Consider the following 24,712-nt stretch of genomic DNA (forward strand, 5'->3'; position numbering starts at 1 on the left):
ATGAAAAAGCCCCTCGCACAGGAGGGGACGCCGCGCCGATTCCGACCGCGATTCACCGGCGGTCGGGACTGATCAGCGCGGCCCGCTAAGCAGAAGGCGTACGGCACGCATGGCGTCAGGGTACCGCAGCGCCCGCGCGGCCCGCGACGAGGTCACGCGGGCGGCGGCGAGGCCCCTCCCGCCGAGCCTTGGCCAATGGTTACTCCGCGTACCGCCCACTATCGGGGCAACACCAAGACCGCATCGCACTTTGATAACAACGCAATAACTCAAACCCCGTACCCACTGGTATGGAGCGACTTAGCATGCGGCGGACCGAACCATTTCGGAGCCGCCCCATGAACCCTCTGCACCCTCATCGCCAGAGCCGTCCTCTCGGCACCGGAGCGCAGCTCCAGCGCCGTCTGCTCGGCACCGGAGCCCTGCTCCTGATACCCCTGCTCGTCGTCGTGGGCAGCGACGCCTTCCGGGCCGCCCTGGACTTCACCACCGGCGTCCTGTGCCTGGTCTCCCTCACCGCCGCCGTGGTCTGGGGCCTGGTCGCCACCGACCGTCTCTTCCTGCGCTCGCGCCAGCGACTGCTCGCCCAGGCCGTGCACCGGGCCACAGCGGTCGCCTCCGTCGGCTTCCTGCTGCTGCACGGCACCGTCAAGGTCGCCCTGGACCACGTGTCGCTCCTCGGCGCCCTCGTGCCCTTCGGGCTCGGTGTCACCGGCACCGCCGGGCTGATCGGCCTCGGCTCGCTCGCGGGCCTGCTCATGGTGGCCACGAGCGTCACCGGCGCCCTGCGCAGCGCCTTCGCCTCCCCCGCGCGGATCGCCTCGCGCTGGCGGTCGCTGCACATGCTGGCCTACCCCGCCTGGTGCGCGGCGCTGATCCACGGCCTGTACGCGGGCCGCCCGCCGAAGCCGTGGGTGATCACCCTGTACTGCCTGTGCCTGGTCGCGGTCGCCGGGGCCGTCGCACTGCGCGCGGCGCCGCCGCCGATCAAGCGGATGGTCGCCTCCCGGATCCTGGCCCTGCTGGAACCCGACCGGGGGGCTCCGCCCCGCGGCCGGCCACCCACGCGGGACACCGCCTCCAGCCCGCTCCCCGGCACGGCCCCTGACTTCACGGCCGCCCCCGACCCCGTCGTCGGCATCTCCGCGGCCTACCGCGCACTGGCCGAGCCGCCACGCCACGCGCCCCGCGCCGAGCCCGCGGAAGGCTGGCCCGTCCCCTGCCCGCCCCCGCCCGCCGAGTCCCCGTACGTGGCGCCCCAGCCCACGTACGACACCACGCCCCAGCCCGTCTACCACCTCACCTACGACTACGACACCGCGTACGACAGCGGCCCCGCCACCGAACCGCTGCCCCGGCCCTTCCAGGCCCCCAGCTCGGGCGAGCCCTGGAACGCCGGCACCGGAGGCCATCCTTGAACGCGCCGCTACCCGACGTCCCCGAAGTCCGCGTCGTCGGTCTCCCCCTCCTCACATCCGGCTTCGACCTGGTCGAACGCCTGGACCTGACCATGCATCTGAAGGTGCACGGCCCCCTGGAACCGATGGCGGGCGAGCCGCTCGCCCGCCTCGCCGAGCAGATCGCGCTGCGCGGCCGGGGCGGCGCCGGCTTCCCCTTCGCCCGGAAACTGCGGGCCGTCGCCGACGCGGCGATACGCCGCGGCGTGCGCCCCGTGGTGGTCGTCAACGGCAGCGAGGACGAGCCGGCCTGCCGCAAGGACACCGTCCTGATCAACCGCGCCCCACACCTGATCCTGGACGGCGCCCTGCTCGCCGCGGAGGCCATCGGCGCCCGCACCCTCGTCATCGGCGTGACGCGCGACTCCACCGAGACCTCGATGAGCAACGCCCTCGCCGAGCGCGGCCTCGGCAACCGCCGCGGATCGGCGCTCCGCGCGCGCGTGCAGCGCAATCCGGTACGGATGGTCACCGGGGAGTCCTCCGCCCTGGTGCGCTCGGCCGACGGCGGCCCCCCGCTGCCGCCGGGCCGCAAGGTGCGTACGTCCGACTCCGGAGTGGGCGGCGCGCCCACCCTGCTCTCCAACGCGGAGACCTTCGCGCAGCTCGCCATCGCCGCCCGGACCGGAGCGGACCGCTACTGCCGCACCGGCCTGCGCGACGAGCCGGGCACGGTCCTGCTGACCCTCTCCGGAGCGGTCGCCCGGCCGATGGTCGTCGAGGTGCCCACGGGCGTGCCCCTGCGGTACGTCCTTCAGCTCGCCGGCGCCCCACCGCTCCCCCAGGGCGTGCTGACGGGCGGGTACCACGGCAAGTGGCTCGACAGCGTCACGGCGCACGACGCGGTCGTCTCCCGCGCCTCCCTGGAGGCCTGCGGAGGCGCGCTCGGCGCGGGCGCGATCCTGCCGATCGGCGAGGACACCTGCCCCCTCGGGGAGTCGCTGCGCGTCGCGCACTGGCTCGCCGCCGAGAGCTCCGGCCAGTGCGGCCCCTGCTACCTCGGCCTCCCGGCGGCGGCGCGCGGCCTCGCGGATGTCCTGGACGGGGGCGGCCCGACCGCCCTCGAAGCGCTGCGCGAGGTGACCCGTGCCGTGAAGAGGCGCGGTGCCTGCAAGCATCCCGACGGCTCGGCGGCCTTCCTGGAGTCGTCGATCACGGCGTTCACCGACGACCTCGCGGCGCATGTCCTGGGCCATGGCTGCGGCCGTCCCGTGACGGGTGTCCTGCCCCTCCAGGCGGAGGCTCCCCCGGCCCAGGCGCCCAGTGGCCGCAAGCTGGCCGTCGACTGGACGCTCTGCCAGGGGCACGGCCTGTGCGCGGATATCGTCCCGGAGCTGATCCAGCTCGGTCCTGACGGCTTCCCCGCCGTGGCGGAGGCCGCCGTACCGCGCTACTCCGAAGCGCGCGCCTCCCGCGCCGTGCGCCGCTGCCCGGCGCTCGCCCTGCGCATCGAGGAGGACCCGGAGGCGGCACCCCCAGCCCGTCCCGAGCGGCCCGCCGCGCTCCCGCCCGGTCGGCGCCGCAGGGCGCTGGGCAGCGGACGGCAGTGACAAGAAGGGCCGCGACGACAGCGGGACGGCAGAGAGGAACGACAAAGAAATGAGAGCGGGCCACCCGATCCGGGTGGCCCGCTCTCATGTGCTGTGGAGCTAAGGAGAATTGAACTCCTGACCTCCTGCATGCCATGCAGGCGCTCTACCAACTGAGCTATAGCCCCTTGCTGTGTCCGCCCGGTTTCCCCGGCGGCTCCGCCAACATTACACGGTCATCCCGGTGCTCCACCAAATCGTTTCCGGTCTGGGCCGATACCGCCCGATAAGGCCGGTACTGTCAGCCTCCGTGACCGTGATCGCGTTCGCCGCCGCCCGCCGCCGCGTGCCCCTGGCCGCCGGGGCCTGCCTGCTCTCGTTCACGGCCTTCTGGCTGGCCCAGCGCGCCGCCGACGTCTCGATGATCGACCTGATGGTCTACCGGGCCGAGGGCGCGACCGTGCGCGCGGGCGGCGACCTGTACGCCCTGCGCACCACCGAAGCCCGTCTGCCGACGACCTACCCGCCGTTCGCCGCGCTCCTGTTCACCCCACTGACGCTCCTGGACATTCCGGACATGCGCACGCTCGCGACGCTCGGGAACCTGCTCCTCCTCGTCGCGTTCGTATCGCTCTCCCTGCGGTTCGTCGGTGAAGCCCGGCACGCGCGCGTGGAGAACACCCTGTGGGTGTCCGCGCTCGCCGTCTGGTGCGAGCCGGTGTGGACGACCCTGCGCTACGGACAGGTCAACCTGCTGCTCGCCGTCCTCGTCCTGTGGGACCTGTCCCGGCGTCCCGGCCACCGCTGGGCGGGCCTGGGCATCGGCGTCGCCGCGGCGATCAAGCTCACTCCCGCGCTCTTCGCGGTGTTCCTGCTGCTGACCGGGGGCGCCGAGGCACTGCGGCGCGGTGTGTGGCGGCCCGCGGTGCGCCACGCGTGCGTGGCGGCCGTCTCGTTCGCGGGCGCGACGCTCCTCGCGGCCGCCGTCCTGCCCTACGACTCGTGGCGGTTCTGGACCCGGATGGTCTTCGACGCGGGCCGGGTCGGGCTCGCGGAGGACACCGCGAACCAGTCGTTGCGCGGTGTCCTCGCCCGGCTCCTGCACACCCCGGAGCCCGGCGCGTGGTGGGCGGCGGTCGCGGCGGCGTGCTGCGCGCTCGGCCTGGCGGTCGCGGTGGCCGCCGCGCTGCGCGGGGAGCGGGCCCGGGCCGCGCTCTGCTGTGCGGCGACGGCGCTCCTGGTGAGCCCGGTGTCGTGGTCGCACCACTGGGTGTGGTGCGTGCCGATGGTGCTCCTCATGGGGGCCGAGGCGGCCCGCCGCGGGGGCTGGGCTCGGTGGGCGGCCACCGGAGCCGCGTCCCTGGTCTTCTGCTCGTACGCCTTGTGGTGGGTGCCGCATGGGGCGGGGCGGCTCGAACTCGGCCAGAATTATGGCCAGATGATGCTGTCCGCCCTCTACGTAGTGACCGCTTTGGGGTTTCTGCTGGTCGGCGTCATGCGGTGGCGAACGAGTAGAACCGCTTGAGGGTGCAGTGCTCGTCGAGCAGCCGACCGTAGATCGGCTCCCCTTCGAGCTCGCGGTAGGTCTCGATGGGGTCGCCTTTTATGATCAGCGCCCGCGCACACTCCTCGCACCAGTACTGGTACTCGTTGTTGACCGGCTCCATGTCGCGGACGATGGGTGTGCCACTGCCGCACCAATCGCATTTCCGCCTGTGTGCACCCATCGATCAGCTCCAGCTGTGGCCGCAGGCGGTGCAGACATAACTGACCCCGCCGTTGTCACCGAGTACCTGGGCGACGTGGGCCGAGCCGCAGGAAGGGCAGTTGAGGAGGGCGCCGAGCGCGGCACGTTCTCGTGTCGCCGCCTCGTCGAAGAGGCGGTCGACCTCTTCGAGGATGCTCGCAGGCATCGCGCTCTCCCTCCCGTCGGGCTGCGTCACCTTCCGGCTGTCCGATTCTGCCACGCTCCGAGCGGCCCGGTCAGCGAGGCATTCGTACCAGTCCGGACACGGCGCCGAGCACGGCCACCGCCGAGAGCGCGTAGCAGCACACAAGGAGCGCGCTCCCGGATGAATACGCCCCGGAGCCCCCCTGCGACTCAAGCCGGTTCAAGAAGAGTGCTCCGAAGCAGGCGACTCCGGTCAGCTGGCCGAGCTGCGTGACCGTGGCGAGGAGGCCGCTGGCGTCGGCCGCGTCCTCGGCGCGCACCGTGGCGAGCGCCCGTGTGAGCGTCGGCCCGAAGCCGAGCGAGAGCCCCGCGCCGACGCCGACGAAAGCCCCGTACAGCCAGAGCCCGCCGTCGCCGCCGTCGCGCAGCAGAAGACCCACGGCGGCCGTCGACACGGCGGTCAGCGCGAAACCGCCGGGAATCAGCGCCCCTTGGACCGCCTGAGGCCAGCGGCGCCAGGTCAGGCCGACCAGGCCGAAGACCGCGGCGGTCGGCGCGAAGGTGAGACCGGCGCGCAGCGCGCTGTGGCCGAGGCCGCCCTGGACGTGCAGGGTGAGCACGAACAGGAAGCCCGCGTTGGCGGCCATCACCGCGGTGACCCGGAACACCGCGAGGCCCATGCCCGGGGTCCGCAGGACCCGCGGCGCGACCAGCGGCGCCCCGCCCCGCCGGGCGAGCCGCGACTCGTAGGCGCAGAACAGCGCGAAGAGGAGCGCGGCGGCGGTCAGTGAGAGCCAGGACCACAGCGGCCAGCCCTCCTCCTCGCCGAGTACCAGCGGCACGGTGAACAGCGACACGGCGGCGCCGAGCAGCACCAGCCCCGGCAGATCGAGGCCGCGCGCCCGCCCCGCCGCGCGCTCCGCGGCGTCGTCGCGCGGCAGCACGCGCACCGCGAGGAGGAGCAGGACCACGCCGACCGGCACGTTCACCAGGAACACCGGCCGCCAACCGGTGCCGAACAGGTCGGCGCTGACGAGGACCCCGCCGAGCACCTGTCCGGCGGCGGCACCGGTCGCGAGGACCGCCGAGTACGCGCCGAGCGCCTTCACCCGCGCCTCGCCGACGAAGTTCCGCTGGATCAGGCTGAGCACCTGCGGGATAAGGACGGCGGAGCCCGCGCCCTGGAGCAGCCGGAAGGCGGTCAACTCCCCGGCACCACGGGCGAGTCCGCAGGCGAGCGAGGCCACGGTGAAGACCGCGAGGCCCACGAGGTACATCCGCCGGTGCCCGAGGCGGTCGCCGAGCCGGGCGCCGGTGATCAGGAGCACCGCGTACGTGATGGTGTAGCCGGCGATGACCAGCTGCAACCCGGCGCCGGACGCGTGCAGTTCGGTGCGGATGGTGGGGGCCGCGACATTGACGATGAAGACGTCGAGCAGCGCCATGAACTGGGCGGCCAGCACGACCGCGAGGAACCGTCCGCGGCGATTGTCAGTGCCGGGGGCTTTACTGGGTGCGGGAGTTGAACCCGCGGGGGCGGGTGAGGTGGTCGTCGTCATGCCGTCGAGCGTGCGGACGATCGAGTACGGGTAACGAGAGCCCGCTGATGCTGGTACTGACAGCACCTGGCAGGGGCCGGGGCGGGCGCGGACGATGGGGGCGTGACGACGATGACGGGGACGACCGGGATCCGAGGACAGGCACAGGAGCGGGCGCGGCAGACAGCGGCCCAGCTACGGCGAGCAGAGGACTCACCGGCGGCGACTTCGCAGCGCCCGCCGGACCAGACACAGGCGGCCGCCCCGCAGCGCCCGCCGGACCAGACACAGCCCCCGACCGCCCAACGGCGCCGGCCCGAGCTGGCCGCCTTCCTGCGCGGCCGCAGGGCCCGGGTGACACCGGCCGACGTGGGCATGGCCCCGGGCCTGCGCCGCCGCACTCCGGGGCTGCGCCGCGAGGAGGTCGCCCAGCTCTCCGGAGTCGGCGTCACCTGGTACACCTGGCTCGAACAGGGCCGTCCGATCAACGCGTCGCCCCAGGTCCTGGACGCCGTGGCACGCACCCTGCGCCTGGACCGGCCCGAGCGCGAGCATCTGTACCACCTGGCCGAGGTGCCGTACGCCCCGGACCGCGAGGCGGCGGCGGGGGCGGTGGCCCCGGAGATCCAGGGCATCATCGACGCCGTGGACCCGCACCCCGCAGTGGTCTACAACGCGCGCTACGACATCCTCGCCACCAACCCCGCCTACCGCGATCTGTTCCTCATCGAACAGCCCCCCACAAGTGGCGTCGCGAACGTGTTGTGGTCGCTGTTCACCGTGCCCGCGCGGGACTGCCCGCTGGTCTTCCGCGACGCGGAGCTGCCGGTGATGGTGGCGACCCTGCGCAGCGCGTACGGACGGCATGTGGGTGAGCCCGAATGGGAGGGCTTCCTCCACGCCCTGTCCGCCGCGAGCCCGTACTTCGCGCAGCTCTGGAAGAGCGGCGATGTGCTGCCGCCCGGGCCTCGGGTGAAGACGTTCCGGCACAAGGCGATCGGCGAGCTGCGCATGTCGTCGGTCTCCCTGAGCATCAACGGCATGCCCGAGTCCCGGATCGTCGTCTACACCCCGGACGACGACGAGAGCCGACGGCACACGGCCGAGCTGCGGGAGAGGCGGCTGAGGAGGGGGCGCCTGAGGAGAGGGGCGGGAAGAGAAAATCCCGCCCCCTGACGGGGACGGGATTTCCGGACTGTGGAGCTAAGGAGAATTGAACTCCTGACCTCCTGCATGCCATGCAGGCGCTCTACCAACTGAGCTATAGCCCCTTGTGCCACGCGGCGGAGCCGCGTGATGTTTCGCCCCGCTCGGCGGGGCGAACAAGAAGAACTTTAGCTTGCGACCAGCCGGAATGTGAAATCCGGGTCCGGCCGCCCACCTGAGCGGCTCGGAGGGCGCTCAGTCGTCGTCGCCGAGCACCGGCTCCGGCAGGGTGCCGGCGTTGTGTTCGAGCAGGCGCCAGCCGCGCGCGCCCTGGCCGAGGACCGACCAGCAGCAGTTGGAGAGCCCGCCGAGCCCTTCCCAGTGATGGGAGTCCAGACCGAGGAGGCGACCGATTGTGGTGCGGATGGTGCCGCCGTGGCTGACCACCACCAGCGTGCCGTTGTCGGGCAGCTTCTCGGCGTGGCCCAGGACGATGGGCGCGGCCCGGTCGGCGACCTCGGTCTCCAGCTCGCCACCGCCGCGGCGCACCGGCTCGCCGCGCTTCCACGCGGCGTACTGGTCGCCGAAGCGCGCGATGATCTCCTCGTGCGTCAGGCCCTGCCACTTACCGGCGTACGTCTCCTGGAGGCCCTCCTCGTACGTGACGGGGAGGCCGGTGACGGCGGCCAGCTCGCCCGCCGTGGCCGCCGCCCGCTTGAGGTCGGAGGCGACGATCGCGTCCGGCTTCAAGGAGGCCAGCAGCCGGGCGGCGCGCCTGGCCTGGGCGATGCCCGTCTCGGTCAGCTCGATGTCCGTGGAGCCCTGGAAGCGGCGCTCCAGATTCCAGGCCGTCTGGCCGTGCCGCCACAGGATGATCCGGCAGCCGCGGTTGCTCACCGAAGCTCACCGTCCAGGTCAGCCTCCTCCGCGGCCCGCTGCTCGGCGTGCTCGGCGCCCTTGCCGCGGGTCGCCTTGGCGTCCTCGGGCAGCGCGATCTCGGGGCAGTCCTTCCACAGGCGCTCGAGGGCGTAGAAGACCCGCTCCTCGCTGTGCTGGACGTGCACCACGATGTCGACGTAGTCGAGGAGGATCCAGCGCGCGTCGCGGTCGCCCTCGCGGCGGACCGGCTTGGCGCCGAGCTGCTTGTTCAGCTGCTCCTCGATCTCGTCGACGATCGACTTGACCTGGCGGTCGTTGGGCGCGGAGGCGAGCAGGAAGGCGTCGGTGATCGACAGCACGTCGCTGACGTCGTACGCGATGATGTCGTGCGCGAGCTTGTCGGCAGCCGCCTGGGCGGCGACGTTGATGAGCTCGATGGAGCGGTCCGTGGCGGTCACTGGTGAGCTTTCCTTCAGATGGTCAAGACACCTCAAGGGTCTCACGGACCGCCGCCCGCACCCCAGACGATTACGTCACCGCCTCCGCCGGCCCCCTCTCGCCCCGCTCTCACCCCGCCTTGTAGTCCTGGCCGAGGACCACGGACACATCGGCGTTCGGTGCGGTCCTGCCCTTGCGGACCGCGCTGGTCGGCAGGCCGAGGGTCTTGGCGACCTCGGTGGCCTGCGCCTTCTTGGATGCGTCGGCGTAGGTGACCTGCGAGGTGGGCTGGGCAGCGGAGCCCGCGCCGCTGTCGATGAAGGCGTAACCGCCGTTGACCAGGGAGACCCGGGCCTCCTGGGCCGCGCTCTTCGCCCCGGAGGCGTTCTTGACGCCGACCCGCACGGCCGCGCCGTTCTCGGGGCTCTTCACCGCGCCGCCGAGGATGTCCTTGACCACACTGTCGCCGGCCTTCTCGGACAGGGTGCCGTCCGGCCGCACCGGCAGCAGCGTCGTCTTGTAGTCGCCGCCCTTCGCACGGTCGGCGAGCTTGGCGAGGAAGCTGCCGAGGTCCTTCTCCTTGAGCGAGGGGTCGAGGATCAGACCGAGCGACTCCACGGTGGTCGTGGCCCCCTGCGGGTCCGACGACAGCTTGCGCAGGATGCCCCGCACGACCTGGCCGAAGCGGGCGAGCTGCGCGCTCTCGTCCTCGCCCGGTGCGCGGTAGGTGGCGTAGGCGACGGCCATCTCGCCGCTGAGGGTCTGCTGCTCGCCCTTCTTCACCAGGGGCGCTTCGCCCTTCTTCGCCTTCGGCTCGGGCACGTCGGCGTTCGTGTCGACGTCGATGTTGCCGACGAGCTCGACGAGGTTGTTCAGGAACGGCGTGTCCAGGCGCCAGGTGCCCTCGACCTCGGTACCGAGGACGGTGTCGATCGACTCGCGCGTGCCCGTCGAACCGTCGTCGTCGACGGACTTGCCGAGCGTCGTCGCGCTGCCGTTGTCGTCGGAGACGGCGAGGGAGTTGGGCAGCAGGACGGTGGCGCCCTGCCCGGTGGTGCTGTTGTCGACCAGGAGCACGGTGGAGGTGCCGCCGCCCTTGGTGTTGTGCAGATGGACGACGATCACGTCGCGCTTCTGCGGTCCGGACGCGTCGGCCGCGGCGCCCTTGCCGTCCGACTGGCCCGGCAGCTCGCCCGCGAACCAGAGGTAGCCGACGCCGCCCGCGATCACCAGGGCGAGCACCACGACGAGCGCGACGACGCGGGAGCGTCCGCGCCGCTTGGCCTCCTCGCGCCGCTCGGTGCGGCTCTCGGTGAACTTCAGCCAGTCGATGACGTCTTCGGAGTCCTCGTCCGGCTCCTCGATGAAGGAGAACTGCTCGGTCTTGTACTCGGGCCGCGACGCATGCGGCGCGGGCTCGGACGCACGCGGCTGCGGCTCCCGTTCCGGTTCGGGCTCCGGTTCGGGCTGAGGCCGTTGAGCTTGCTGCTGCTGGGGCACCCAGGCCTGTTCGTAGGACGGCCGCCCGAGCGGAGACGGGGTGGCGGGCGTACCGCCGTACGAGTCATACGTACCCGTGCCCGTACCCGTGCCCGTACCCGTGCCGTAGGAGGCGTCGTAGCCCTGCTGCTGCCCACCCGCATACGGGTCGTACCCGTACCCCTGAGACTGCTGAGGCACCTGCGGCTGCTGAGGCGCTTGCGGCTGCTGAGGCACCTGCTGGTACACCGGCCGCCCGTACTCGTCGTACCCGACGACCTCGTACTGGTCGGCCGCGTACTGGTCGGCCGCGTACTCACCCACGTACTCGCCCGCATACGGATCACTGCCCGCATACGGGTCGTACTGTCGGTCGTTCACCGGGTGCCCCTCTCGGCTCATTCGCCGCGGTACAGCTCGCGCTTGTCGATATAACGCACCACACCGTCCGGCACCAGATACCAGACAGGGTCACCCTTGGCGACCCGCGCGCGGCAGTCCGTGGACGAGATGGCGAGGGCCGGGACCTCCACGAGGGAGACACCGCCCTTGGGGAGTCCGGGGTCGGCCAGGGTGTGGCCGGGCCGGGTGACCCCGATGAAGTGCGCGAGGGAGAACAGCTCTTCCGTGTCCCGCCAGGTGAGGATCTGGCCGAGGGCGTCGGCGCCCGTGATGAAGAAGAGGTCCGTGTCGGGGTTGAGGGCACGCAGGTCCCGCAGCGTGTCCGTGGTGTAGGTCGCTCCGCCGCGGTCGATGTCGATGCGGCTCACCGAGAACTGTGGGTTCTCGGCGGTCGCGATGACCGTCATCAGGTAGCGGTCCTCGGCCGCGGACACCTGTTTGTCGCTCTTCTGCCACGGCTGCCCGGTCGGTACGAACACCACCTCGTCGAGGTGGAATTGCGCGGCGACCTCGCTGGCCGCCACGAGGTGTCCGTGGTGGATCGGGTCGAACGTGCCGCCCATGACGCCGAGGCGGCGCTTGCCGTTGCTCACCGGACCGGTCCCCGGACCGGTAGGCATGTCCTGCTCTCCCATGCGTGCAGACCCTACCGGCCCGGTCGAGGGGCCCTGCTCCGGCCGTCAGCCATAAAACGTCAGGCGTCAGCCATCAGCCATCGGCCGTCCTAGCGGTCGCGGTTGAAGCGGGTGGTGATCCACAGGAGCAGCATGAGCGCGACGAACGCGCCGCCGCCGGTGAAGAGGGGGCTGAGGCTTTCGTGGTCGCCGCCGTGCTCGCCGCCCTCGGAGGCGAGAGTGACCAGCTGGGCGGCGGTGCTGTGGAGGCTCATCTCAGGCAGGACCTATCCGGGGGTGGGATGGACATAAGGACTTCCGGGCCATCGTAAGCGGGGGCCCGGCCTCGGCTCACGCCGACTCAGCTCTTGTGGCCCTCACCGCCACCCGGCCGCCCCTCGCGGCCATGGCTCCCGGGCTCGTCGCCACCGGCCCCGGGCCCGTCACCGCCCTGTCGGCCCTCGCCCTCGCCCTCGTCCTCGCCCCTGCGGTACCCGCGCAGCAGGAACCACCCCACCAGGACACACCCGACGACCATGACGATCAGCACGATCCGCAGCAGATTGCCCGGCCCCTGCTGCTGCGCGGCCTTGGCCGCTTCCATGAGCCAGTCGGGCCCAGGGTTGTGCTCCATGACGGAAGACTCCTTCTGTGTGCTGCCCTGTCACGGTATCTCCGCCTAGGCTGGACCCCACCTCGGGGGCACAAGGGGACGACACATGGGGGAATCGGCATGACCGACGGCAACCACCACGGCGGCGGCGGGAACGGCGAGGGCCACGAGCGGGTGCCCAGCCGTCAGCGCAGGCGCTTCCCCGGAATCTCGTCTCGTGCCTACGAGCATCCGGCGGACCGCTCGGCCCTGGTGGCCCTGCGCAGGCTCAGCGGATTCGACACGGTCTTCAAGGCGCTCAGCGGCCTTCTGCCCGAGCGGAGCCTCAGGCTCCTTTTCCTGTCGGACTCCGTACGGGTGTCCGACGCGCAGTTCGCGCACCTCAACACCATGCTGCGGGACGCCTGTTACATCCTGGACCTGGAGAAGGTCCCGCCGATGTACGTCAACCAGGACCCGAATCCGAACGCGATGTGCATCGGCCTCGACGAGCCGATCATCGTCGTCACCACGGGCCTGGTCGAACTGCTCGACGAGGAGGAGATGCGGGCGGTCGTCGGCCACGAGGTGGGCCACGCCCTCTCCGGTCACGCCGTCTACCGCACGATCCTGCTGTTCCTCACCAACCTCGCGCTGAAGGTCGCGTGGATCCCGCTGGGCAATGTCGCGATCATGGCGATCGTGACGGCGCTGCGGGAGTGGTTCCGCAAGTCCGAGCTGTCCGCGGACCGCGCGGGCCTCCTGGTCGGCCAGGACATCAAGGCCTCCATGCGGGGCCTGATGAAGCTCGCCGGCGGCAACCACCTGCACGAGATGAACGTGGACGCGTTCCTGGAGCAGGCCGAGGAGTACGAGGCCGGGGGCGACCTGCGCGACTCGGTCCTGAAGATCCTGAACATGCTGCCGCGTACGCACCCCTTCGCCACCGTGCGCGCCGCCGAACTGAAGAAGTGGGCCGAGTCCCGCGACTTCCAGCGGATCATGGACGGCCACTATCCGCGCCGCGAGGAGGACAAGGACGCCTCGGTCTCCGACTCCTTCCGGCAGTCCGCCTCCGCGTACGCCGACGACGTACGCAACAGCAAGGACCCGCTGATGAAGCTGGTCAGCGACATCGCGGGCGGCGCGGGCGACCTGGGAGGCAAGCTGCGGGGGAAGTTCACGGGGCAGGGCGGGCAGGACAGCGACCGCCCCTCGGACGACAGGTAGCCCAAACCGCCCCGGACCAGCCGTCAGAGCGAAGGCTGGGCGGCAGCCGCCAGCGACCCGCACAGCGCCGTCGCGCCCCCCGTGGCGTACGGATCGGTGCCGGGCGGGCCGCCCGTCCTCGCCCGCTGCCCCGCGAGCAGCGGCCGCAGGTGGTTCGCGGAGTCGGCCGCGCAGGTCAGCGGCCCCGCCTGCGTGGCGGAGGAGAGCAGCTCGGCCCGGTGCATCCGCAGGTCGTCGCGGTCGAAGCGGAAGTGCAGCTCGCGACGGACGGTGAACAGCGACGCCCCCGCCTCCCCCTCGCCGGCGCGCCTCAGCGCGTACGCGAACGTATGGTCCGAGGTCACCTCCAACGTGTTCTTGTCCGCCTCGACGACCCGCAGCGTGCCCTCGACCCTGACCCGCCGGTCGGCGAGCGCGGTCCGCGCCGGGTCGAACCGCACCAGCCAGCCGGTGGGCGCGTGCCGGCCGTCGGCGGCCGGGCGCGCGAAGCTCCGGTCGAACTGGGCGAGTTGCTGGGGATCGAGCAGCAGCCGCACGGAGCGCGGCGAGCCGCCGATGAGCGTGTCCGGGTCGAGGGCAGACTCGACCAGGTAGTCCTTGGCGGTGGTCAGCGCGGACGTCACCTGGCTGTCCGAGAAGTGCGCGGTGCGGTGCGCGGCGGGGAGGCCGATACCGGCGGCGCCCACCCGGAACCGTGCGGCGGGGCTGTGCGCGTAGAGGTCGGTGATCCTCGCGGAGCCGGGCACGCGGCCCTGCGGCGCGAGCGGTATCACCGTCATCCGCAGCGGCTCGGGGCGCTTGGCCGCGGGGCTCTGGTACGGGTGCCGTATGCCCATGTAGATCGCCGTGCCGAAGGCCAGGGCGATCAGCACGACGAGGAACAGGGCCTGCCGGGACAGGCTCCGGTGGAGCGCGGGGCGGCGGCGCACGGCGCGCGCGTGGTCGCTCATGCGCTCCTGCGCGGAGAATTCCTGGAGGCGCGCAGCCCGCACGAACGACTCGTCGAAGACAACGGATCGGTACTCGTCGTCGCCACCGCCGGGAGCGTCCTCGGGCGTCCCCGCGGGTGGGTCTCCTGGCCCGCCCATACCTTCAGGGTAGGTCTCCGGACGGTCAGGTAAACGCCCTGGTACACGACAAGTTCTGACGGCTCCTCATGGGGTGCGCGGCACCGCGGGGGCGGCTGACTGGCCGAAATCCGCGGATGCCGAGGGGCGGGACGAGGCCTCCCTCTCGGCCTTGTCGCCGCTCTGCCCCACTTCGGTGGAGGCGGGCGCGGGCACGCGGTCCTGGCGGCCCGATGAGGTTCCGCGGTAGACGGCGGTGAAGGAGAGGGCGACCATGCCGACGCCCATCAGGAGGGCGAGCATCCAGGCGACGGGGCGGTGCCAGCGGGCGCGGCCGAGGCGCCGGCCGGGGCGGCCGTAGCCCCCCTCGGGGGTGTCGTGTTCGTAGGCCTCGTCGAGGTCGTCGTGGCCGAATTCGCCGCCGTCGGGGCCGAAGCCGTCGTCGTAGAAGTCGTCGTCCCCTGCGTCGTGGCCGGGGCCGCGGGTGCGGGCTCTGCGGGCCTCGGCCTCGGAGGCTTCGGCACGCGCCTGGGCGGCGGCCAACAGCCGCTCCACCGCGGTCGGTTCATGGATCTCGGCGGCTCGTACGAAGTCCTCGTCGAAGACCACGGAGGCGAACTCTTCGTCCGCACCCCCGCGGTCGCGGTCGTCGTCGGGCTCCCAGCCGTCAGGGAACGACGGCGTGCCCCCCACGTCCTCCGGCACCCCTCCAGCGTAGCCCTGGAAGGGGTGATTTGGGCATACGGAAAGGGAATTCAGCGGATGTGGCCGTCGCCCGTGACGATGTACTTGGTCGAGGTCAGCTCGGGCAGCCCCATCGGGCCGCGCGCGTGGAGCTTCTGCGTGGAGATGCCGATCTCGGCACCGAAGCCGAACTGCCCGCCGTCGGTGAAGCGCGTCGAGGCGTTGACGGCGACCGTGGTGGAGTCGACGAGCTGGGTGAAGCGGCGTGCGGCCTGCTGCGAGGTGGTGACGATGGCCTCGGTGTGGCCCGAGGTCCACAGCCGGATGTGCTCGACGGCCTGCTCCAGGGTGTCGACGACGGCGGCCGCGATGTCGTACGAGAGGTACTCGGTCTCCCAGTCCTCGGTGGTCGCGGGCACGACGGTGGCCTTGGACGCGTCCCCGTACGTGAGCACGCGCTCGTCGGCATGCACGGTGACGCCGGCCTCGGCGAGGGCGGCGAGGGCGCGCGGCAGGAACGCGTCGGCGATGTCCTTGTGGACGAGCAGCGTCTCGGCGGCGTTGCAGACGCTGGGGCGCTGCGCCTTGGAGTTGATCAGGATGTCGACGGCCATGTCGAGGTCGGCGGCGGCGTCCACGTAGACGTGGCAGTTGCCGGTTCCGGTCTCGATGACCGGGACGGTGGACTCCTCGACGACGGTCTTGATCAGCGAGGCGCCGCCGCGCGGGATCAGCACGTCGACGAGCCCGCGGGCGCGCATCAACTCCCTTACGGAGTCACGGCTTTCGCCCGGGACGAGCTGGACGGCGTCCGCGGGGAGGCCGGCGCCGTGCACCGCGTCGCGCAGGACGCGCACGAGGGCGGTGTTCGACTCGTACGCCGATGAGGAGCCGCGCAGCAGCACGGCGTTGCCGGACTTCAGGCAGAGGGCAGCCGCGTCCACGGTGACGTTCGGGCGGGCCTCGTAGATGATGCCGACCACGCCGAGGGGGACGCGGACCTGGCGCAGGTCGATGCCATTGGGGAGCGTGGAGCCGCGGACGACCTCGCCGACCGGGTCGGGCAGGGCGGCCACGTCGCGCACGTCGGCGGCGATGGCGCGGACCCGCTCGGGGGTGAGGGTGAGGCGGTCCACGATCGACTCGCTGGTCCCGGCCTCGCGGGCGCGCGCGGTGTCCTTGGCGTTGGCCTCGACGATCTCGGCGGTCCGCACCTCCAGGGCGTCGGCGATCGCGAGGAGCGCGTCGTCCTTGGCCGCGCGTGGCAGCGGCGCGAGCGTGGCGGCGGCGCCGCGGGCGCGGTAGGCGGCCTGGGCGACCGGCGAGAGGTTGTCGTAGGGCGAGACGGGAGAGAGCGACGTCATATCCGCAGGGTAATCCCCGCGCGCGGGGCATCCACCCGGTATTCCAGTCCCCGAGACCGCTGGGCGGCGGCCGTGGGACGACGGCTCAAAACAGGCGCCGGTCCCCGGGCCGCGAAACGACGATCAGAACGGATGTACGCCGACCGGCGTGGCCGGAAGCGGCCCGTACCCCTCCGCGATCCGCTGGTGATACGTGTCGCGGTCGATCACCTCAAGCCCCACGATCTCCCACGGCGGCAGCCGCGCGCTCTGCCGGTGCTCGCCCCACAGCCGCAGCGCGACCGCGGCGGCGTCGTGCAGATCGCGGGCCTCTTCCCAGTAGCGGATCTCGGCGTGGTCGGGGGCGTACCGGCTGGTGAGGAGAAAGGGGTGGTCGTGAGCGAGCTGTTCGAGGCCTCGCCTGACCTCGCCCAAGGGGGCCTCGGTGCCCGAGACGCTCAGCGTGACGTGCCACAGACGGGGCGCCTCCACCGCGTCGCCCTCCCCGCTCTCGTGCGCCTCCCCCTCGTGCCCGGCGTGCGCCTCGCTCTCGTACGCCTCTCCCGCGGCGACGCTCGTCAGCGCCCGCTCAGCCGAGCCGCGGGCCGCCGCCCCAGGGCGCACTCGTCTCACGTCGGCCTCCTTTACGCAATGTCGGTGCGGATACGCAACGGTCGTGCGGAACTGCCTTCAACAAAGTTGAGCAGGCCAAGGGGGTCCGCGGGGCGCTTTTGGGGAGTTTCACCTCGCGCGGACCGCCCGGCCGGGGCCGATCGCGATGCTTTTCAGCCGAGGCCGGTGTGGCGTGTGGGACGAGTGATCCGACGCGACCTGGGACTTTCGGAGCGCCTATCCGTGGAGCGGAACGAGGTCGTCCCGGTGCACGACCTCCCGCTCGTACGCAGGTCCGAGTTCTCGCGCGAGATCCCGCGTCGAGCGGCCGAGGAGCTGCGGCAGCTCCTTCGCGTCGAAGTTCACCAGGCCGCGCGCGACGGGCCGACCCCGGACGTCCCGCAGCTCGACCGGGTCGCCCGCGGCGAAGTCCCCCTCGACCGAGGCGATGCCGGCGGGCAGCAGCGATTTGCGCCCCTCGACGACCGCCCGCACCGCCCCGTCGTCGAGCGTGAGCGCGCCGCGCGGCTCGGAGGCGTGCTGGAGCCACAGCAGCCGGTCGGCGGAGCGGCGGCCCGTGCGGTGGAAGTACGTGCCCGTGGCGCGGCCCGCGAGGGCGTCACCGGCCTGGCTCGCGGAGGTCAGGACGACCGGGATGCCGGCGGCCGCGGCGATCCGCGCGGCCTCGACCTTGGTGACCATGCCGCCGGTGCCGACGCCGGCCTTGCCCGCGCTGCCGATCTGGACGTGCTCTATGTCGGCGGGCCCGGCCACCTCGGAGATCCGGGAGGTGCCGGGCTTGGCCGGGTCGCCGTCGTACAGGCCGTCGACGTCGGAGAGCAGGACGAGCAGGTCGGCGTGGACGAGGTGGGCGACGAGGGCGGCGAGCCGGTCGTTGTCGCCGAAGCGGATCTCGTCGGTGGCCACCGTGTCGTTCTCGTTCACCACGGGGAGCGCGCCCATCGCGAGCAGCTGGTCCAGGGTGCGGGAGGCGTTGCGGTGGTGGGCGCGGCGGGCCATGTCGTCGGAGGTGAGGAGCACCTGGCCGACGCGTACGCCGTAGCGCGCGAAGGAAGCGGTGTAGCGGGCCACGAGCAGGCCCTGGCCGACGCTCGCGGCGGCCTGCTGGCGGGCCAGGTCCTTCGGGCGCCGCACGAGGCCGAGCGGGGCGAGGCCCGCGGCGATGGCTCCGGAGGAGACCAGCACGATCTCGCGCTCGCCGCCGCTGCGGCTCTTGGCCAGGGCGTCCACGAGGGCGTCGACGCGGTCGGCGTCCAGGCCCCCCGACGCTGTGGTCAGGGACGAGGATCCGACCTTGACGACGACCCGCTGGGCCTCTGCCACCGACTGCCTTGCCGCTGTCACGCGCTTCCCCAAATGATCCCGATGTCCCGGACCTGATGATTCCGATGTTCCGGACCTGCAATCTACGTGAGGACGCACAGGGCGCGCGCACCTGTTCCGAGGAGCGGACCCCGGACCGCCCGGCGGGCCGTGAGGGGAAAAACACCCCCGGGGTTCAGTCTTCTTTGCCCCTTTATCAGGTGATTGACGTCACGGAAGATTGCTAGGGAGCCGCCGCGCGTCATACGGTCAGTGGTCGACTTCCCCCCATTCCCTCTTCATCCCCGCCAGGAGCCCACGCCCGTGCCCTCTGCCGGACTCGTCCCTCGACGCATCGTGCAGCTCTCAGCGCTGTTCGCGATGCTCGCGCTCTTCACGACCCAGCTCGTGACCGCGCTGCTCCCCTACGTCCCGGTGTTCATCGCCGCGGCCGCCGCGAACCTCGCGCTCGACATCTATCTGCAGTACAAGCAGCCGGGCCTCCTGTCGCTCCTTGGCAAGATCCGCTTCGACGTCACGGTCCGCCAGCTCCTGCGCGACATGCTGGTCCTGGTCGGCCTGCTGCGCATCGACGGCATAGAGCCGCTCGCCGAGCAGTCGCCGCTGACGATCACTTTGCTCGCGTTCTACGCCCTGCACTTCGGCTGCCAGGCCGTCGCCGTGATGGTGCGCCGCACCCGCGCGCTGCCGATCGTCACGCGGAACATCGACACCTCCGCGCTGCACCTGACGGCCGCCCCGCCGCGGATCCTCTCGCGCCGCCAGGCCCACCGCCTGCTCACGTTCTCGGTGCCCACGACGGTCGGCCTGCTGCTCACCGCGGCGACCACCGACGCGTACTGGGGCGGCATCGGCGTCGGCATCTCCCTCGCGCTCATCGGCGGTGGCGCCCTCTACCTCGCCACCTGGCTGCTGCCCAGGAAGCGGGCGAAGAACGACGAGCGGGTCACCCAGTGGCTCGACCAGTGGCTGGCCGACTACAAGCCGACCATCGCCATGTACTTCTCGGGCGGCACCACGTCCGCGTACCAGGCGAACATGTGGCTCTCCACCCTCTCCAAGCTCGACGGCAAGCCGTTGATCGTGCTGCGCGAGCGGTTCATGGTGCAGAAGATCGACGCCACGGACGTGCCGATCATCTGCTTCCCGAAGGTGGCGACGATGTTCTCCCTGGAGACGTCGACGCTGAAGATGATGCTGCACCCGGCGAACGCCGCGAAGACCTCGCAGGTCCTGCGCATCCCGACGATCAAGCACGCCTTCATCAACCACGGCGAGAGCGACAAGCTGTCCTCCTGCAACCCGTACGCGAAGGCCTACGACGAGGTGTGGGTGGCGGGCCCCGCGGCCCGCGACCGCTACCAGCTCGCGGACATCGGCGTCGACGACAAGGACGTCGTCGAGGTGGGCCGCCCCCAGCTCTCCCCGATCCTGCCGTTCGCGGGCGCGCCCACGGGCCCGTACACGACCGTTCTGTACGCCCCCACCTGGGAGGGCTGGGACGGCAACCCCGGCAACACCTCGGTGGTCCTGGCCGGTGAGAACATCGTCCGCGAGCTGCTCGCCGACCCGGGCGTGCGGCTGCTCTACAAGCCGCACCCGATGACCGGCTCGCAGGACCCGCGCGCGGGCGCCGCCAACGAACGCATCAAGGCGATGATCCTCGCGGCCAACGCCAAGCGCTCGGGCGCCCGCCCCGGCCCCGAGGCCGCGGCCGAGCTGGAGCGCCGTACCGCCGCCCTTGACGAGCTGACCGCGCGCAAGTTCCGCAGGAGCGCGGACGAACAGGAGCGGATGATGCTCCAGGGCGCTCCGGACGGCGACGCGCAGGCCGCGGTGGCCGAGGCGACGGCCGCGTGGGAGGCGGCGTTCTGGGCGTCCTTCCCCGAGTGGGAGCACCAGATCATCACGTCCGCGCGCCCGGCGATCTTCTCCTGCTTCAACCAGGCGGACCTGCTGATCAGCGACGTCTCCTCGGTCGTCTCCGACTGGCTGAGCAGCGAGAAGCCGTACGCCGTCGCCAACACGGCGGGCATGTCCGAGGCCGAGTTCCGCGCGAGCTTCCCGACGGTGTCCGCGGCGACGATCCTGACGCCCGAGGCGGACGGCGTGGCCGCCCTCCTGAAGGCCGTACGCGCCCCGGAGCTGGACTCCCACGCGGAGGCCCGCGCCGAGCTCAAGGAGCACCTCCTGGGCCCCTCGGACCCGCCGTCCCTGGCCCGCTTCAACGCCGCAGCTCTCGCCCTGTGCGCCAAGGCCGACGCCCGCCGCGCCCGCATGGCCTCCCGCATCGACGCGGAGATCCCCGGCCAGCGCGTCGCGGAAGAGGCGGCGGAGGAGATGGAACAGGACCCGACGGAGTCGAACGGCGCGGAGGACTCGGTCACCGCGTAAGCACCTGACGCACGCAGAAGGGCCCCCGGAGCAAAAGCTCCGGGGGCCCTTCTCATGTCACCGCCTGGCGGGACTGCCGCCGCTGTGGGCAATCGTTCCGCAGGGCGGAACGGGTGGGCACAGCCCCCGACGCCGGGCGCCACCCAAGAGTGCAGCAACCCCGGAACCCGCCCAGGGCGCCCCGCCAGCCCCCGCCTAGAACGGCTCGAAGTCGTCGTACTCGCGCTGCGCCTCATCCCGCTCCGCCTCGCGCTCCTTGCGGCGCTGGGCGGCCGGACGGGGCGCCTCCAGGCGGTGGTCCTCGCCGCGGCGGCCGAGCATCTCGGCGCCCGCCATCATGGTCGGCTCCCAGTCGAAGACGACCGCGTTCTCCTCCGGGCCGATGGCGACGCCGTCGCCGGCGCGGGCGCCCGCCTTCATCAGCTGGTCCTCGACGCCGAGGCGGTTGAGGCGGTCCGCGAGGTACCCGACGGCCTCGTCGTTGTTGAAGTCGGTCTGACGGATCCAGCGCTCCGGCTTCTCGCCGCGCACGCGGTAGATGCCGTCCTCCTCGCGGGTGACCGTGAAGCCGGAGTCGTCGACGGCCTTGGGACGGATGACGATGCGGGTCGCCTCCTCCTTGGGCTTCGCGGCGCGCGCGGCGGCGACCAGCTCGGCCAGACCGAAGGACAGCTCCTTGAGGCCCTTGTGGGCGACGGCCGACACCTCGAAGACGCGGTAGCCGCGCGCCTCCAGGTCGGGCCGGACCATCTCGGCGAGGTCCTGTCCGTCGGGCACGTCGATCTTGTTGAGGACGACGATGCGCGGACGGTTCTCCAGGCCCGCGCCGTACTGCCGCAGCTCCTCCTCGATGACGTCGAGGTCGGAGACGGGGTCGCGGTCGGACTCCAGGGTCGCCGTGTCGAGTACGTGCACGAGCACGCTGCACCGCTCGACGTGCCGCAGGAACTCCAGGCCGAGGCCGCGGCCCTGGCTCGCGCCCGGGATGAGGCCGGGCACGTCGGCGACGGTGTAGACGGTCGAGCCCGCCGTCACCACGCCGAGGTTCGGGACGAGCGTCGTGAAGGGGTAGTCCGCGATCTTCGGCTTCGCCGCGCTCAGCACGGAGATCAGCGAGGACTTGCCCGCGCTCGGGTAGCCCACCAGGGCGACGTCGGCGACGGTCTTGAGCTCCAGGACGAGGTCCCGCTCCTCACCCGGCACACCGAGCAGCGCGAAGCCGGGGGCCTTGCGCCGGGCGGAGGCGAGCGCCGCGTTGCCGAGGCCGCCGCGGCCGCCCTGGCCGGCGACGAAGGTGGTGCCCTGGCCGACCATGTCCGCGAGGACGTTGCCCTCGCGGTCCATGACGACCGTGCCGTCGGGGACGGGCAGGACGAGGTCCTGGCCGTCCTTGCCGGAGCGGTTGTCACCGGCGCCGGGCTGGCCGTTGGTGGCCTTGCGGTGCGGGCTGTGGTGGTAGTCGAGCAGCGTGGTGACGTCCTGGTCGACGACCAGGATCACGTCACCGCCACGGCCGCCGTTGCCGCCGTCCGGGCCGCCGAGCGGCTTGAACTTCTCACGGTGAACGGAGGCACAGCCGTGGCCTCCGCTACCCGCGGCGACATGCAGCTCGACGCGGTCCACGAAGGTGGTCATGGTTCAGTGCCTCCAGAAGAAACGTGCGGGGGGTGTCTCTTGCGTAACACGCGAAAGGCGGACCCGCTTCCCCGCCGGGGAAGTGAGGTCCGCCTCGCGAAAAGAACCGATCAGGCGACCGGAACGATGTTCACGACCTTGCGGCCACGGTGCGTGCCGAACTCGACCGCGCCCGCGTCCAGCGCGAACAGGGTGTCGTCCTTGCCGCGGCCGACGCCCGAACCCGGGTGGAAGTGGGTGCCGCGCTGGCGGACCAGGATCTCACCGGCGTTGACGACCTGACCGCCGAAGCGCTTCACGCCGAGCCGCTGAGCATTGGAGTCGCGACCGTTCCGAGTGGACGATGCGCCCTTCTTGTGTGCCATCTTGTCTCAGTCCCTTACTTCGCAGCCGTGGGGATACCGGTGACCTTGATCGCCGTGTACTGCTGGCGGTGACCCTGGCGACGGCGGTAGCCGGTCTTGTTCTTGTACCGAAGGATGTCGATCTTGGCACCCTTGTGGTGGTCCACGACCTCGGCGGTGACCTTGATGCCGGCCAGGACCCACGGGTCGCTGGTGACGGAGTCGCCGTCGACAACGAGCAGGGTCGAGAGCTCGACCGTGTCGCCAACCTTGGCCGTGGGAATCTTGTCAACCTCAACGATGTCGTCGACAGCAACCTTGTGCTGGCGACCACCGCTGCGCACGATGGCGTACACGCGGATCTCTCTCTCGCTCGGAACGGGACCCCCGCAGTCCAGCCACCCACGAAGGCGGGCGGCCTCTCCCCAACCCGGGACAGTGCCCACGGTCTGGGAGGAAAAGGGTTTACAGGGGGCGGGCGTGCATAGGAACACGCCGACGGTCAAGGTTACGGGGCCCGCCCTGAAGGGTCAAACCGGGCCCCGCGCCCCCGCTCACCTGGGCGGCCCCCACCGTCACGTGGTCGGCTTCTCACCGTCAGGCGGCAGCGGCTTGACGCCCTTGCACAGGTCCGTCTTGTCGGCGGTGCCCGGCCAGGCCACGGCCCCCGTGCGGTTGAAGTGCGAGCGGTAGGTGTCGTGCACCGAGTCGTCGTCGACCTTGACGATCGCCTCGTCGTTCTCGCGCAGCGCGGGCGCCGTGTAGTTCTGCGAGCCGGTGAAGGAGACCTTGTTCCGCTTGCCGTCGTACATGCCGTCGATGAGCAGGTACTTCGAGTGGATGATGTAGGGCGTGATCAGCTTGGCGCCGGGGTTCAGCGGGTCCCTGTCGTCGTTGTAGCAGCGCACGGAGGGGCCACCGGGCTGGTGGAGCTGCTCCCAGGTGCCGGGAGTGCCGCCCTGGCTCTTGGCGCTGTCCGTCTCGGCGTACAGGATGCTGACGTCGCAGCCGGCCTTCTTCAGGGAGACCAGCTTGTCGGCGATCTGCTTGCGCGTGATCTTGAAGATGGCGGCGCGGACCTTGGTGCGCTGGGTCACGCCCGCCGCGTCCCGGTAGGTGCACCGGATGTTGTTCATGACCGAGTACATGGTGTCGGTCTCGTTGACCGTGCCGTTGCGCGGGAAGAAGTACGCCTTGTAGCGGCCGCTGCTGACCGTGCGGTAGTCCCAGCCCTGCCACTGCTTGCCGAGCATGTCCGTGAAGTACTCGGCGTACGCGTCGTACATGGCGGGGTTGTTCGGCAGCAGGAGCGCGTCGTTGAAGAACTTGGTGTGCGCGGAGGGCGTCGAGTTCGACGTGGTCTGTACGACCACGTCCCTGGCGCCCTTGACCTGCGAGAACAGCCAGAACTTGTTGTGCATGATCGACTTGCCGTACCGCGGGTCGCCTAGGCAGGACTTCCCGGTCGGGCAGAGCGTCACGAAGGACGGCCTGGTCCTGCTCGTGCCGAGCGCCTGCATGAGGCGTGCGTACGAGGCGTTGGTGGGCCGGTCGCTCTTGCTGGTCTCGTCGAGCAGGACCTGGACGTGCACGCCGCGCCTCTTGGCGGCGACGAGCGCGTCGACGATCGGGGCCTCCCACACGTGGTAGACCGCGACCTTGATCGTCGATCCCGGCACCGCGGCGTTCGTCAGTTCGATCAGCCGGGTGCGGATCGCGTGCTGCTGGTCGACGCCGCCCTTCGGGTCGTTGAAGATCGGGCCCTCGGTCCAGGTGGGCGTCGGCGTCGTGTCCGCGGAGGCGGTACCCACCGACCCCGCGGCCTGGATCCCCGCCGCCGACAGGACCGTGGCCAGAGCCACGGCCTGGCGCCCGCCCTTGACCGGCTTCACCGCACGGTGCCGTCCCGTGCCCCGCAGGCGCACGTGCGCCATCTGTCATCCCTCCCCGACGAGGGCGCGCCGTCTCCCCAACAAGCGCGCCGACGTCCCTGTTGTTCCGTCAGACCGCATGAGTTTTGCAGGTGTTGTCCGCGCGCTCAAAGTCCAGGGGTGGCGCTTCACGCTTTCGAGCTGTGGCGGTGCGTTTCCCGGA

General features: G+C 71.4%; 24 protein-coding genes and 2 tRNA genes. 6 read left to right on the top strand and 20 right to left on the bottom strand.

The annotated features are described in order from the left end of the window. The first annotated feature begins 338 nt into the window (after positions 1-338). Positions 339-1,418 carry a cytochrome b/b6 domain-containing protein gene (locus CP975_RS11580; RefSeq protein ID WP_246201472.1) on the top strand — a complete coding sequence of 360 codons (1,080 nt, stop codon included), beginning with the start codon at positions 339-341 and terminating at the stop codon, positions 1,416-1,418. Further along, positions 1,415-3,007, top strand: a complete 1,593-nt coding sequence (locus CP975_RS11585) for an NADH-quinone oxidoreductase subunit NuoF family protein (protein WP_150476838.1) — start codon at positions 1,415-1,417, stop codon at positions 3,005-3,007. The genes CP975_RS11580 and CP975_RS11585 overlap by 4 nt, the downstream gene beginning before the upstream one ends. A gap of 94 nt (positions 3,008-3,101) precedes the next feature. On the opposite strand, the gene CP975_RS11590 is transcribed toward CP975_RS11585, so the two are convergent. Then, positions 3,102-3,174 (bottom strand) — tRNA-Ala (locus CP975_RS11590). A gap of 122 nt (positions 3,175-3,296) precedes the next feature. On the opposite strand from CP975_RS11590, the gene CP975_RS11595 reads away from it, so the two are divergent. Continuing rightward, a complete protein-coding gene (locus CP975_RS11595) occupies positions 3,297-4,511 on the top strand; it encodes a glycosyltransferase 87 family protein (protein WP_055529457.1) in 1,215 nt (404 codons plus the stop codon). Here the strand turns inward: CP975_RS11595 and CP975_RS11600 are convergent. From CP975_RS11600 to CP975_RS11610, 3 genes are all read right to left on the bottom strand, one after another. Next, positions 4,480-4,713, bottom strand: coding sequence for a hypothetical protein (locus CP975_RS11600; protein ID WP_030783413.1), 234 nt, complete (start codon positions 4,711-4,713; stop codon positions 4,480-4,482). The genes CP975_RS11595 and CP975_RS11600 overlap by 32 nt on opposite strands. Positions 4,714-4,716: 3 nt before the next feature. Next, entirely contained in the window at positions 4,717-4,899 is a 183-nt protein-coding gene (locus CP975_RS11605; protein WP_055529455.1) for a hypothetical protein, read from the bottom strand. Between the two features lie 70 nt (positions 4,900-4,969). After that, positions 4,970-6,436: an MFS transporter gene (locus CP975_RS11610; RefSeq protein WP_150476839.1), complete on the bottom strand. Its 1,467-nt coding sequence runs from the start codon at positions 6,434-6,436 to the stop codon at positions 4,970-4,972. Between the two features lie 102 nt (positions 6,437-6,538). Between CP975_RS11610 and CP975_RS11615 the strand changes: the two genes are divergently transcribed. Beyond that, positions 6,539-7,591, top strand: a complete 1,053-nt coding sequence (locus CP975_RS11615) for a helix-turn-helix transcriptional regulator (protein ID WP_478492146.1) — start codon at positions 6,539-6,541, stop codon at positions 7,589-7,591. Positions 7,592-7,613: 22 nt separating this feature from the next. Here the strand turns inward: CP975_RS11615 and CP975_RS11620 are convergent. The 7 genes from CP975_RS11620 to CP975_RS11645 all read right to left on the bottom strand — a co-directional run bounded on the left by CP975_RS11620 (position 7,614) and on the right by CP975_RS11645 (position 12,007). Beyond that, a tRNA-Ala gene (locus CP975_RS11620) sits at positions 7,614-7,686 on the bottom strand. A gap of 130 nt (positions 7,687-7,816) precedes the next feature. Continuing rightward, positions 7,817-8,458, bottom strand: a complete 642-nt coding sequence (locus CP975_RS11625) for a histidine phosphatase family protein (protein WP_055529451.1) — start codon at positions 8,456-8,458, stop codon at positions 7,817-7,819. Continuing rightward, a complete protein-coding gene (gene rsfS / locus CP975_RS11630) occupies positions 8,455-8,898 on the bottom strand; it encodes a ribosome silencing factor (protein ID WP_030783398.1) in 444 nt (147 codons plus the stop codon). The genes CP975_RS11625 and rsfS overlap by 4 nt, the downstream gene beginning before the upstream one ends. Before the next feature lie 109 nt (positions 8,899-9,007). Next, positions 9,008-10,738: an LCP family protein gene (locus CP975_RS11635; protein WP_249924289.1), complete on the bottom strand. Its 1,731-nt coding sequence runs from the start codon at positions 10,736-10,738 to the stop codon at positions 9,008-9,010. A gap of 17 nt (positions 10,739-10,755) precedes the next feature. Then, on the bottom strand, positions 10,756-11,394 hold the full coding sequence (gene nadD / locus CP975_RS11640) for a nicotinate-nucleotide adenylyltransferase (RefSeq protein WP_030783394.1): 639 nt from the start codon (positions 11,392-11,394) through the stop codon (positions 10,756-10,758). Positions 11,395-11,483: 89 nt separating this feature from the next. Continuing rightward, complete coding sequence (locus tag CP975_RS35015; RefSeq protein ID WP_164551736.1) at positions 11,484-11,648, bottom strand: hypothetical protein; 165 nt, start codon at positions 11,646-11,648, stop codon at positions 11,484-11,486. A gap of 86 nt (positions 11,649-11,734) precedes the next feature. Next, complete coding sequence (locus tag CP975_RS11645) at positions 11,735-12,007, bottom strand: hypothetical protein (RefSeq protein ID WP_055529448.1); 273 nt, start codon at positions 12,005-12,007, stop codon at positions 11,735-11,737. Positions 12,008-12,106: 99 nt separating this feature from the next. On the opposite strand from CP975_RS11645, the gene CP975_RS11650 reads away from it, so the two are divergent. Then, positions 12,107-13,195, top strand: coding sequence for a M48 family metallopeptidase (locus CP975_RS11650; RefSeq protein WP_055529446.1), 1,089 nt, complete (start codon positions 12,107-12,109; stop codon positions 13,193-13,195). Between the two features lie 23 nt (positions 13,196-13,218). Here the strand turns inward: CP975_RS11650 and CP975_RS11655 are convergent, their stop codons facing one another. From CP975_RS11655 to proB, 5 genes are all read right to left on the bottom strand, one after another. Beyond that, the gene (locus CP975_RS11655) at positions 13,219-14,283 is read right to left on the bottom strand and encodes an SCO2583 family membrane protein (protein ID WP_055529444.1); all 1,065 of its coding nucleotides are present in this window, start codon (positions 14,281-14,283) and stop codon (positions 13,219-13,221) included. A 66-nt stretch (positions 14,284-14,349) separates the two neighbouring features. Next, entirely contained in the window at positions 14,350-14,967 is a 618-nt protein-coding gene (locus CP975_RS11660; protein WP_055529441.1) for an SCO2584 family spore wall biosynthesis protein, read from the bottom strand. 50 nt (positions 14,968-15,017) lie between these two features. After that, positions 15,018-16,310 (bottom strand): glutamate-5-semialdehyde dehydrogenase, encoded by a 1,293-nt coding sequence (locus CP975_RS11665; RefSeq protein WP_055529439.1) that lies wholly within the window; start codon positions 16,308-16,310, stop codon positions 15,018-15,020. A gap of 123 nt (positions 16,311-16,433) precedes the next feature. After that, on the bottom strand, positions 16,434-16,913 hold the full coding sequence (locus tag CP975_RS11670; protein WP_037897177.1) for a hypothetical protein: 480 nt from the start codon (positions 16,911-16,913) through the stop codon (positions 16,434-16,436). A gap of 225 nt (positions 16,914-17,138) precedes the next feature. Next, positions 17,139-18,266 carry a glutamate 5-kinase gene (gene proB, locus CP975_RS11675; protein ID WP_150476841.1) on the bottom strand — a complete coding sequence of 376 codons (1,128 nt, stop codon included), beginning with the start codon at positions 18,264-18,266 and terminating at the stop codon, positions 17,139-17,141. A 282-nt stretch (positions 18,267-18,548) separates the two neighbouring features. Between proB and CP975_RS11680 the strand changes: the two genes are divergently transcribed. Further along, positions 18,549-20,639: a hypothetical protein gene (locus CP975_RS11680; protein ID WP_055529435.1), complete on the top strand. Its 2,091-nt coding sequence runs from the start codon at positions 18,549-18,551 to the stop codon at positions 20,637-20,639. 195 nt (positions 20,640-20,834) lie between these two features. On the opposite strand, the gene obgE is transcribed toward CP975_RS11680, so the two are convergent. The 4 genes from obgE to CP975_RS11700 all read right to left on the bottom strand — a co-directional run bounded on the left by obgE (position 20,835) and on the right by CP975_RS11700 (position 24,552). Then, complete coding sequence (obgE, locus tag CP975_RS11685; RefSeq protein WP_055529433.1) at positions 20,835-22,274, bottom strand: GTPase ObgE; 1,440 nt, start codon at positions 22,272-22,274, stop codon at positions 20,835-20,837. A gap of 110 nt (positions 22,275-22,384) precedes the next feature. Continuing rightward, positions 22,385-22,639, bottom strand: coding sequence for a 50S ribosomal protein L27 (gene rpmA, locus CP975_RS11690; RefSeq protein ID WP_010986870.1), 255 nt, complete (start codon positions 22,637-22,639; stop codon positions 22,385-22,387). Between the two features lie 14 nt (positions 22,640-22,653). Then, positions 22,654-22,974: a 50S ribosomal protein L21 gene (gene rplU / locus CP975_RS11695; protein ID WP_028813461.1), complete on the bottom strand. Its 321-nt coding sequence runs from the start codon at positions 22,972-22,974 to the stop codon at positions 22,654-22,656. 219 nt (positions 22,975-23,193) lie between these two features. Then, complete coding sequence (locus CP975_RS11700; protein ID WP_055529432.1) at positions 23,194-24,552, bottom strand: phospholipase D-like domain-containing protein; 1,359 nt, start codon at positions 24,550-24,552, stop codon at positions 23,194-23,196. Positions 24,553-24,712 lie beyond the last annotated feature (160 nt).

Origin of the sequence: Streptomyces alboniger, assembly GCF_008704395.1 — a bacterium.
GTDB classification, from domain to species: Bacteria; Actinomycetota; Actinomycetes; order Streptomycetales; family Streptomycetaceae; genus Streptomyces; species Streptomyces alboniger.